General features: G+C 76.8%; 8 protein-coding genes. 6 read left to right on the forward strand and 2 right to left on the reverse strand.

What is annotated here, in order from left to right:
- The 5 genes from AB0J08_RS10070 (at nucleotide 1) to AB0J08_RS10090 (ending at nucleotide 5,944) form a co-directional block, all read left to right on the forward strand.
- Nucleotides 1–1,545, forward strand: coding sequence for an ABC transporter substrate-binding protein (locus AB0J08_RS10070; protein WP_360629890.1), 1,545 nt, complete (start codon nucleotides 1–3; stop codon nucleotides 1,543–1,545).
- The gene (locus tag AB0J08_RS10075) at nucleotides 1,542–2,489 is read left to right on the forward strand and encodes an ABC transporter permease (protein ID WP_360629893.1); all 948 of its coding nucleotides are present in this window, start codon (nucleotides 1,542–1,544) and stop codon (nucleotides 2,487–2,489) included. The genes AB0J08_RS10070 and AB0J08_RS10075 overlap by 4 nt, the downstream gene beginning before the upstream one ends.
- Nucleotides 2,486–3,313, forward strand: coding sequence for an ABC transporter permease subunit (locus tag AB0J08_RS10080; protein ID WP_360629896.1), 828 nt, complete (start codon nucleotides 2,486–2,488; stop codon nucleotides 3,311–3,313). The genes AB0J08_RS10075 and AB0J08_RS10080 overlap by 4 nt, the downstream gene beginning before the upstream one ends.
- Nucleotides 3,310–4,749: an ATP-binding cassette domain-containing protein gene (locus tag AB0J08_RS10085; protein WP_360629899.1), complete on the forward strand. Its 1,440-nt coding sequence runs from the start codon at nucleotides 3,310–3,312 to the stop codon at nucleotides 4,747–4,749. The genes AB0J08_RS10080 and AB0J08_RS10085 overlap by 4 nt, the downstream gene beginning before the upstream one ends.
- Before the next feature lie 406 nt (nucleotides 4,750–5,155).
- Nucleotides 5,156–5,944 carry a VOC family protein gene (locus tag AB0J08_RS10090; protein ID WP_360629902.1) on the forward strand — a complete coding sequence of 263 codons (789 nt, stop codon included), beginning with the start codon at nucleotides 5,156–5,158 and terminating at the stop codon, nucleotides 5,942–5,944.
- Nucleotides 5,945–6,008: 64 nt separating this feature from the next.
- Here AB0J08_RS10090 and AB0J08_RS10095 read toward each other — a convergent pair whose 3' ends face one another.
- Together AB0J08_RS10095 and AB0J08_RS10100 are read right to left on the reverse strand one after the other, a co-directional pair.
- On the reverse strand, nucleotides 6,009–6,476 hold the full coding sequence (locus tag AB0J08_RS10095; protein ID WP_360629905.1) for a hemerythrin domain-containing protein: 468 nt from the start codon (nucleotides 6,474–6,476) through the stop codon (nucleotides 6,009–6,011).
- Between the two features lie 156 nt (nucleotides 6,477–6,632).
- Nucleotides 6,633–7,229 carry a TIGR03086 family metal-binding protein gene (locus AB0J08_RS10100; protein WP_360629908.1) on the reverse strand — a complete coding sequence of 199 codons (597 nt, stop codon included), beginning with the start codon at nucleotides 7,227–7,229 and terminating at the stop codon, nucleotides 6,633–6,635.
- A 222-nt stretch (nucleotides 7,230–7,451) separates the two neighbouring features.
- Here AB0J08_RS10100 and AB0J08_RS10105 point away from each other — a divergent pair, with 222 nt between their 5' ends.
- Nucleotides 7,452–8,024, forward strand: coding sequence for a DoxX family protein (locus tag AB0J08_RS10105; protein WP_360629911.1), 573 nt, complete (start codon nucleotides 7,452–7,454; stop codon nucleotides 8,022–8,024).
- The last annotated feature ends 233 nt before the right edge of the window (nucleotides 8,025–8,257 follow it).

Below are 8,257 nucleotides of genomic sequence, written 5' to 3' on the forward strand. Positions count from 1 at the left end.
ATGAGCCGCCCCCTTGCCCGCCGCACCCTGCTCGCCGCCGCCGGCACCCTCGGCCTCGCGGCCTGCTCCCCGGGCCGCACGAACCCGGTGGCCGCCGACGCCGGAGCCGCGCCGCGCGCCGGCGGGCGGCTGCCCGCCGTCTTCGCCGGCGGCGGCGCCGGCGAGACCCTCGACCCGCACCTCGTCAACCTCTTCGCCGACGCGGCCCGCGCCAAGGCCCTCTACGACAAGCTCGCCGACTTCGGCTCCGACCTCGCCGCCGTGCCCCGGCTGGCCAGTGGCTGGGAGCCCAATGCCGCCCTGGACACCTGGACGGTCCGGCTGCGTCCGGCCGCCTTCCACGACGGCCGGCCCGTCACCGCTGCCGACGTGCTGTACAGCTACCGCCGAATAGCCGACCCGAAGCGGGCGTTCCGGGCCCGCGCCTCCCTGGAACCGATCGACCTCGCCGCCAGCCGGGCCGTCGACGCCGCCACCGTGGAGTTCCGTCTCAAGCGCCCGTACGCCGAATTCCCCAACGTACTGGCCGCGTTCGGCGCCTACATCGTGCCCGAGGGGGCGGAGTCCTTCGACCGGCCGGTCGGCTCGGGCCCGTTCGTCTTCGTCGGGTTCGAGCCCGGCCACTCGTTGCTCGTCCGGCGGTTCGACGGATACTGGGAGGGCGCCCCGCACCTGGACGAGCTGGAGATCCTCGACGCCGCGGAGGAGTCGGCCCGCGCCAACGCCCTGCTCGCCGGACAGGCCGACTACGCCCATGAGTTGACGCCCGCCACGGCCCGTGCGCACCAGGGCGGCGGGCGGATCGGGATCGTCCGGCTGCGGGGCAGCGCGATGCAGGGGTTCGTGATGAAGACCGACCGGCCGCCCTTCGACGACCCGCGCGTGCGGCAGGCCTTCTTCCTGATCGCCGACCGGCGGGAACTGGTCGACGGCGCCCTCTCCGGGGCCGGCGAGATCGGCAACGACCTCTTCGGCAAGGGCGCCCGGTACTACCCGGCCGCGCTGCCCCAGCGCACCCAGGACCTCGCCCTGGCCCGCGCCCTGCTGCGCGAGGCCGGGGCCGAGGGGCTCAAGGTCACCCTGGACACCTCCCCGGTCGCCGCCGGCTTCGTCGAGGCGGCCGGCATCTTCAAGGAGCAGGCGGCCCGGGCGGGCGTCACCGTCGAGGTGAAGGTCGGCAGCAAGGACACCTACTGGAAGGACATCCTGGACGGCGGCGTGCTCGCCTCCTACCGCTCCGGTGTGCTGCCCATCGAGTCGCACATCTCCCAGCGGCTGCTCTCCGACTCCACCACCAACGCCGGCCACTGGCGCCACCGGGACTTCGACGACCTGTACGCGCAGGCCCAGTCCACCGCGGACCAGGGTGCCCGCGCGGCCCTCTACGAGCGGATGCAGCGCCGGCTGTACGACGAGGGCTGCTTCCTGATCTGGGGCTTCGCGGACTGGATCGTCGGCACCGCGCCGCGCCTGCGCGGCGTCGACGCCGGGGCCCCCGCGAACACCCTGGACTGGGCCCGCTTCGACCAGGTCTGGCTGGCGTGAGCGCACCGCTGCGCGCCTGGGCCGGACGCCGGCTGCTGCTCGGCGCGGCCCAGGTGGCGGCCGTCCCCGTGCTGGTCTTCACCCTCACCGAGGCGCTGCCCGGCGACGCCGCCGTCGCCCTGGCCGGGGACGACCCCGGTCCGGCGCGGATCGCCGCGATCCGCGAGGCGCTGCGGCTCGACCGCCCGGCGGTCGAGCGATTCGCCGACTGGCTGGGGGACTTGGCGCACGGCGAGCTCGGCCGCTCGTTGGCCGGCGGCCGCCCGGTGGCCGGCCTGCTCGCCGACGGCCTCGGACCGACGGTGCTGCTGGCGGCGCTCACCCTGGTGCTGCTCGTCCCGATCGCGGTCGGGCTGGGCATGCTCGCGGCCCGCCGCGAGGGAGGGCCGCTGGACCGTGCGATCAGCACCCTGACCCTGGCGGTCCACGCGGTACCGGAGTTCGCCCTCGGGGTGCTGCTGACCGCGGTGTTCGCGCTGCGGCTGGACTGGCTGCCGCCGACCGCCGTCGGCGGACTCGGGCGGCAGCCGGCCGTCCTGGCCCTGCCGGTGCTGGTGCTGCTGGCGCGCCCGGTGTGCTCGATCGCCCGGCTGGTCCGGGCCGGCCTGATCGAGGCGATGGCCGCGCCGTACGCCGTCCACGCGCTGCGTTGCGGCGTCGCGCCGGCCCGGGTGCGCTGGACGCACGCCCTGCCCAACGCCCTCGCCCCGGCCGCCCAGCAGCTCGCCCGGACCGCGGACTGGCTGCTGGGCGGTGTGGTCGTCGTCGAGGCGCTGTTCGTGATCCCGGGCCTGGGCACCGTGCTGCTGGACGCCGTCGCCACCCGGGACGTCCCGGTGGTGCAGGCCCTGGCGCTGCTGTTCGGTGTGGTGACGGTGCTGCTCAACCTGGCCGCCGACCTGGTGGCCCGTCGGCTGGCGCCCCGGACGGAGGTGGCGGTGTGAGGGCGCGGGAGGCCGGGGGTGCCGGTGGCACGCGCCGGTACCTGCTGGGCGCCGCGCTGATCGCCGGGCCGCTGCTGCTCGCGCTGTTCGGTCCGCTGCTCGCGGGGGAGGCCGGGCCGCGCGCGGTCTCCTTCACCCCGGGCGGCGGGCACTGGCTGGGTACCGACTTCACCGGGCGCGACGTCTGGCGCCAGATCCTGCTCGGTGGGCGGCCGGTGGTCCTGGTGGCGGTCGCCGCGACGGCGCTCGGGTACGCGGTGGCGCTGCCGCTCGCACTGGCGGCCGCGCTCACCGGGCGGGCCTGGCTGGAGGAGGTGCTGCTGCGGCCGGTGGACGTGCTGATCGCGGTGCCCACACTGCTGCTCGTCCTGCTGGCCGCCACCGCCCTGTCGCCCGGGCCGGTCGGGCTGGCCGTCCTGGTCGCGGTGGCGGCCGTCCCGGACATCGCCCGGGTGGTGCACGCGGCCGCCGTGGAGGCCGCCGCGCGCCCGGTGGTGGAGGCACTGCGGCTGCACGGGGAGTCCTGGTCGCGGATCGCGTTCGGCCAGGTGGCCCGGTCGATCCGCCGCACCCTCGCCGCCGATGCCGGCACCCGGCTGGTCGGCGCGCTCCACCTGGTCGCCACGGCGGCCTTCCTCGGCCTGGGCGTACAGCCGGATGCCGCCGACTGGGCGGTGATGGTGGACCGCAACCGGCCCGGCCTCCTGCTCCAGCCCTGGGCGGTGGTCGTCCCCGCACTGCTGATCGCCGGTCTCGCCACCGGCACCAACCTGCTGCTCGACGCCGCCCTGCACGGCGGCGGCCGGAAGGGGACGCGACGATGACCGCTCCGGTGCTGGTGAGCGTGGACGGCCTGCGGGTGGCGGTGGACGGGAGGGCGCTGGTGGACGGCGTCGGCCTGCGGGTGCGCCGGGGCCGGGTGACCGCGCTGGTCGGGCCCTCCGGCAGCGGCAAGACCACCACCGCGCTCGCCCTGCTGGGGGAGTACCCGCCCGGGGCGCAGGTCCGCGGTACGGTCGCCGCCTCGGCCGGTCCGGCGGGCTACCTCCCGCAGCATCCCGCCACCGTACTCAACCCGGCGCGCCGGGTCGGCGTGCTGCTGCGCGACGTCGCCCGCCGGACCGGCGCCGGACCGGCCGCCGTCGAGGAAGCTCTTCGGGACGCCGAACTGGCCGGTGTGGAGGGCCTGTTGCGACGATTCCCGTACCAGCTCTCCGGTGGCCAGCAGCAACGCGTGGTACTCGCCCAGGCACTGCTGCTCGGCGCGCGGGTGATCGTCGCCGACGAGCCCACCACCGGCCAGGACGCGCGGACCAAGGCGCGGCTCACCGCCCTGCTCCGCGCCCTGGCCGCGCGCGGCACGGGCATCCTGCTGCTCAGCCACGACCTGGGCGTGGTGGCGGAGCTCGCGGACGAGGTGGTCGTCCTCGACGCGGGCCGGGTGCGGCGCTGCGGCCCGCCGTCGGAGGTGCTCGACGGGTTCGCGCCGGTGGCGCCCGGCCGGCCCGTCCCGGCCGTCCCCCCGGCCCGGCCGCGCCCGCCCGGGCCGGCCCGCCTCGCCGTCACCGGCCTCACCGCCCGCCACCCCGGCGGCGGCACCGTCCTGCACGACGTGCGTCTCGTGCTCCGGGCGGGGGAGTGTCTGGCGCTGGTCGGCCGCTCCGGCAGCGGCAAGACCACCCTGGGTCGCTGTCTCGCCGGTCTGCACTCCCGCCACCGGGGCCTCCTGCTGCTCGACGGCGCACCGCTGCCGCGCAGTGTCCGGGGCCGTGACCGCGCCGAACTCGCCGCCGTGCAGTACGTGTTCCAGGACGCCCGGGCGTCCTTCGCGGACGGCCGCCCGGTCGGCGGGCAGGTCGCCCGCGCCGCCGTCCGGCTGCGCGGCCTGCGCGGGCCGGCGGCGGCCGACGAGGCCCTCGCGCTCCTCGCCGGGCTCGGCCTCGGCCCGGCCCAGGCGGCCCGCCCGCCCGCCGCCCTCTCCGGCGGTGAGCTGCGACGGGCGGCTCTGGCCCGGGCGTTGATCGCCCGGCCGGCGGTCCTGGTCTGCGACGAGATCACCTCGGGCCTGGACGCCGCGACCCGGGCGGCGATCCTCGGCAGGCTCGCGGAGCTGCGGGCCGGCAGCGGCCTCGCACTGCTCTTCGTCACCCATGACCTGTCCGCCGCCGACGTGCTCGCGGACTCCGTCGCGACCATGGACGGCGGCCGGCTGCTGCCGGGGCCTGCCGGGTCCAGCCGATCGGGAGATGAGGCCCCGTAGCTCCGGGGGCACACGGTGACCGGCACGCCCGCCGCATCGGAGGTGTCCTCCCCTTCGCGGACGCCCGCTCCGGAACTCCTCCGAGGGCGCGAGGCGGCTTTGCGTCCGCCTGTCCGGGAGCAGCACCGCCGACAGCACGCCCCGGGGGGCGTCCGGCCCGCCCGCCCCGCGTCCCGCGTGGGTCACGACGCCTTCGGAGGGCGCGGCGCGCCGCAACTGCGTCGCCGGCCCGCCCCCGGCCCGCGCCCGCCGGTGCCCGCGCGCCGGCGGGGCGCCGCGAGCGCTGCCCCCTGCGCGCCGTGCCGCGCCCGGGTCGGCATGTCGGCCTAGGCTGAAGTCGCCCGGGCGGCCGGTAGGCCGTGGGCGTCGGGAGGGGCCCGGCGGACGGGCGTCGAGGAGGTGCGCGATGGGCAGCGGTGAGACCGCCAAGGTGCGCTGCGTGGCGGCCGTTCCGTGCTGGGTGAGCCTGATGGCGCGCGATCTCGACGCGGCGAAGGCGTTCTACGGGCCCTTGCTGGGCTGGGAGTTCGAGCCCGGACCGGATCGTTTCGGCCCCTACGTGCACGCGGTGACCGGCGGCGAGGCGGTGGCCGGGCTGGGAGTCGCCGGCAGCGGCTGGCAGATGCCCGTGGCGTGGACCAGCTACTTCGGGACGGAGAGCGCCGACGCCGCGGCCGACGCGGTCCGCGAGCGCGGCGCGACCCTGGCGGTGGGCCCGCTGGCCTTCGACGCCGGGCGGGTGGCCTTCGCCGCGGACCCGGCGGGCGCGGTGTTCGGCATCTGGGAGGGCCCGCTGGGCCGCGCCCGGCGCCTGGACCTGCCGGGCGCGCCGGTCTGGATCGAGCTGCGCACGCCGGACCCGTTCGCGGCCGCGCTCTTCTACGGCGAGGTGTTCCGCTGGGACGGCCGCGACCCGGAGCGCTTCGAGGTGCGGTGGGAGCACGACCGGGTGGTGCTGCGGGCCGAGGGCCACAGCGTGGCCGCCCTGGCAAGGGAGCACGCGGGCGGGCCGACCGGACTGTCACCGCACTGGGAGGTCTCCTTCTCGGTGCCGGACACCGACGCGGCGCTGGCCCGGGCCGAGGCGCTCGGCGGCTCGGGGATCGGGCCGGCCTTCGACTCGCCGTACGGGCGGGTGGCCCGTCTCCAGGACCCGGAGGGCGGCCGCTTCGCGGTGATCAGCCCGAAGGCCTGAGGTCCGACGGTCCGACGTCCGGCGGGGTCCGACGTCCGGTGCCTGCGCTCCGGCCCGAGGCCCGCTACGGGCCCTGCTCCGTGACCTCCTGCCGCTCCCGCCCGGCCCGCAGCCGCTCGCCGAGCGCGGCCCGGGCGGCGGCGGGCAGCGCCTTCCGGGCGACCGGGAAGAGCTGCTCCTCCTCCACCGCCAGATGCCGGCGCACGATGTCGGCGAGCCCCTGGTACAGGGTGGCGAAGGCCGGCTCACCGGGGCCGACCCCCTGCAGGTCGGAGAGGTACTGGCCGATCGCGAGGTGCTCGTGGATGCTCGTGAACACCAGTGCCCCGCCGTCCGGCACATCGTGCTGGACGACCGGGAAGAGGTGCTCCTCCTCGGCGGCGCAGTGGGTGAACAGCAGGTCGGTCAGCTGTCCGACCAGCTCGCCACGCTCGGGCGCACCGTCCGGCGCGGCCTCGATCCGGGCGAGCAGCTCCGTCACCGCCCGGTGGTCGGCGGTGAACTCGCCGAGGATGTCAGGCCTGCGGCTCATGGCGCGCCCGCCTCTCGTCCGGTGATCCCCCGACTCCTCCAGTATCCGGCGTCGGGCACTGCGGCGGGGCGGAACGGATCACCCCAGGTCACCCCGGGTGTGCGGCCCGATCGGCGTCCGGTCCCGGTGCGGGCGCGCTCCGGGGCGGGCGCGGCATCAGGCGCGGTCGCGGCGCCCGGTGAGGGCGAGCAGCCGGGTCTGCGGGTCGGCGTCGTCGGGCACCGGTAGCGGCGGGTCGAACAGGCCGCTGCCGGAGAGGTCCCCGTAGCCCGCCAGCTGCCCGAGCGCGAACTCCGCCAGGCCGCTCGGCAGCCGGGTCCGCCGGCCGATGCCCTCGGCGAGGTCCCAGGTGTGCACGACGGCGTCGGTGGTGAGCTGGTCCAGGTAGTACTGGGCGGAGACGTCGCCGAACGAGAGGTGGACGGTCAGCTCGGTGGCGCCGGGCACCTCGAACGCCGCGCGGGCGGCTCCGGCGGCGGCCGTCCAGGCGGCGGCCGGGTCGGTGCCGAGCACATCGCCTTCGAAGCGGCCGCCGACCTCCGAGACGGTCGAGCCCATCAGCAGCTCGGGTACCCAGAGCTGTTCGCCGGTGAGGTGGTTGACCAGGTCCCGGACCGACCACTCGGCGCACGGTGTGGGCGCGTCCCACTGGTCGGGCGCGACCAGCCGGACGCGCTCGCCGAACGCGGCCAGCGCTCCGGCGTACGGCGTGCCGGGCCGCGCCGGCCGCTGGTGTTCCCTGCGGTGAGCCATGCCTCCACCCTGCGCCCGCGTTCGACGGCCCGCGACTCGCGCCCGCGCCGCGGCCGGTCCGGTCCGGGTGCACCTCTCCTCACGCCCCGCGTTCGCCGCGGTTGTTCAAATTCGAACTTCCAGGTACGGTCGAACGGCGGCCGGTTCGAATTTGAACGAACTGCTCACCCGTGACCGTCCGTGACCCCTTGCCTCGACCGATCCCGAATGATGGAGACGCGCATGCCGAGCACCAGCCCGAGCACGACCGCCCCCACCACCGCCACCGTCCTCCCGGGCCGGGCCGTACCCGCGTCCGCGGCGACGTCACCGCACGCCTACGACGCCGGCCTGCTCCTGCTGCGCCTCGCACTCGGCCTGACCATGGCCGCGCACGGAAGCCAGAAGCTCTTCGGCTGGTTCGGTGGTGGCGGCCTCGACGGCACCGGTCAGTTCTTCACCATGAGCGGCTACCCGGCCGGCGACGCCATGGCCGTGGTCGCCGGTCTCACCGAGACCTTCGGCGGCCTCGCGCTCGCCGTCGGCCTGCTGACCCCGCTGGCCGCCGCCGCCATCCTCGGCACCGTGGTCAACGCGCTCGCCGTCACCTGGGGCGGCGGCTTCTTCGCGCCCAAGGGCAGCGAGTACGAGCTGCTGCTCACCGCCGGCGCCGCCGCGCTCGCCCTGACCGGGCCCGGCCGCTACGCCGTGGACCGCTTCCTGCCCGTCCTGCGCGCGCACCGGCTGGCGTACGGCGCGGCCGCGGTCGTGGTCGGCCTGGTGACCGCGGGCGTCATCCTGCTGCTGCGCAAGTGACCCGCCCGGGGCGGGGCGCGGGGGATGCCCGGCCGCCCCGCACGGGCCGACGTAACCGCACCGGGGAGCCGGTCGTCCGAGCGGCGTCAGCACTGCCGGCCCGGGGCTGTCGGCCAGTCATCTCGTAACGGACGAAGGGCCGTTGCCCCAGTGGGAGCGGCTGCTGGGCGAGCGCCCGGAGCTGGTCTCGCTGTTCCCGGAGGACCCGGACGGCGCGGCGCTGACCCGCTGGC

Source organism: Kitasatospora sp. NPDC050463, assembly GCF_040655255.1.
Lineage (GTDB): Bacteria > Actinomycetota > Actinomycetes > Streptomycetales > Streptomycetaceae > Kitasatospora.

Bases quoted from the DNA above. Each gene is read 5' to 3' on its own strand.
- AB0J08_RS10095 (WP_360629905.1), bottom strand. From the start codon at position 6,476: ATGAGCCGCAGGCCTGACATCCTCGGCGAGTTCACCGCCGACCACCGG.
- AB0J08_RS10070 (WP_360629890.1), top strand. From the start codon at position 1: ATGAGCCGCCCCCTTGCCCGCCGCACCCTGCTCGCCGCCGCCGGCACC.
- AB0J08_RS10105 (WP_360629911.1), top strand. From the start codon at position 7,452: ATGCCGAGCACCAGCCCGAGCACGACCGCCCCCACCACCGCCACCGTC.
- AB0J08_RS10085 (WP_360629899.1), top strand. From the start codon at position 3,310: ATGACCGCTCCGGTGCTGGTGAGCGTGGACGGCCTGCGGGTGGCGGTG.
- AB0J08_RS10100 (WP_360629908.1), bottom strand. From the start codon at position 7,229: ATGGCTCACCGCAGGGAACACCAGCGGCCGGCGCGGCCCGGCACGCCG.
- AB0J08_RS10090 (WP_360629902.1), top strand. From the start codon at position 5,156: ATGGGCAGCGGTGAGACCGCCAAGGTGCGCTGCGTGGCGGCCGTTCCG.